The organism is Bacillus sp. C1 (assembly GCF_054570475.1).
Map to the genome: position 1 here is coordinate 1 of NZ_JBTMZT010000032.1, position 1458 is coordinate 1458.

The 1458-nt window shown below is 34.7% G+C and carries 1 protein-coding gene; it reads right to left on the bottom strand.

Annotated elements, in window-relative coordinates:
• Positions 1-36: 36 nt before the first annotated feature.
• Positions 37-1367 (bottom strand): IS3 family transposase gene (locus ACX5JI_RS26370; RefSeq protein WP_459503929.1). Its coding sequence is split into 2 segments (ribosomal slippage): positions 37-995 and positions 995-1367, totalling 1332 coding nucleotides; the frame shifts between segments, so codons are not numbered across the junction.
• Positions 1368-1458 lie beyond the last annotated feature (91 nt).

Consider the following 1458-nt stretch of genomic DNA (forward strand, 5'->3'; position numbering starts at 1 on the left):
TAAAATGTACCCTTTGTAAAGGACATTAAAAAAAGCCTAGGCAGCTTGAAGAAGATGATCTCTGTATTGCACAGGGGTCATCTTTTTTAAATTCCATTGGTATCTGTAGTAATTGTAGTAGATCATATATTGTTTAATTTCTCTTTTTAATTCATCTAGATTTGTACATACTTTAATAGAGGCTTCATCTTTAAAATGGCCAAAGAAAGATTCTTGGGGAGCGTTATCCCAACAGTTACCTCTTCTTGACATGGACTGTTGTAACCCCAGCTTCTTAACTGTTTTTTGGAAATTAGGGTGTGTATACTGAACTCCTTGATCTGAGTGAATCAAGGCATCTTTTGCTTTCTTAAAGTTTTTGTTCCTTTTTAACTTTAGAAGAGTGTCTGTAGCTAATTCCACAGTCATACGTTCTGATATATGATAGGCTAAAACTTCACTAGTTGAACCATCTTTAATGACCGATAAGTAGGCTTTCTGACCTTTTCCATAAAATAAATATGTGATATCTGTTAGAAGGACTTTACCAGGGATTCCTTGCTTAAATTGGCGATTCAATAGGTTTGGCACAACTCGATGTTCTTTTGTAGCTTTCATAATTCGTCTATAAGGATTTGCTTTTCTAATTGGGCATATAATGCCGTATTTCTTCATGATTCGTCGTATACGCTTCAAATTGTAGACAACCTGAAATTGACCCGCCAAAGTCATTTTGATTTGACGAGCCCCTTTCTTACGACCTTTGAAATGGAAGGCTTTTAGGATAAGTCCTTTTACTATCTCATCCTTCTTATCTTTTTTACGTCTTTGTTCCTGTGATTTCACAGAGAAATAGTTATAATAACCGCTTCTTGAGACACCAGCTACTCCACATAGGTATTTCACCATATGTTTGAGTTGGTATGTTTCTATCACCGAATGAATCAGGATATATTTCTGACTAGAAAGAAGGACTACTTTTTTTGCCCCCTTTCTATCAAACGAATCTTTTTTAATAGTTCATTTTCTACCTTTAGTAAGTTAATTTGGGCTTCTAAGCGAGCGTTCTCCTCCTCCAGAGTCAGTTCTCTTTCTCTAAGACCCTTTGAATTTCCAGATCTAGTGTCACGTAGACCGCTAATCCCATTTTCATTGTAAGCTTTTCGCCATCTTTTACTCGCTGCCTTAATTCTATCCATTCCCAAGATTTCTACATCAAACCCACATTCTTCAAAGATTTGTCTTGGAAACTTGCCTTTCTCTTTTTCGCCAATAAATATACGCTTAAATTCATCCATATATGTGATACCTTTTGAACTGACAGATTTAACATATTGATTAGATGATAATAGCTTAATTTCTTTCTCTGTAAAAACCCTTTTACTCATAATTTTCTCCAGTCTTTATGTTTTTCTTAATTATATACAAAAAAACCTATAGGGAGACTTTTTTAGTGTCTACTCTATAGGGTACATTTTA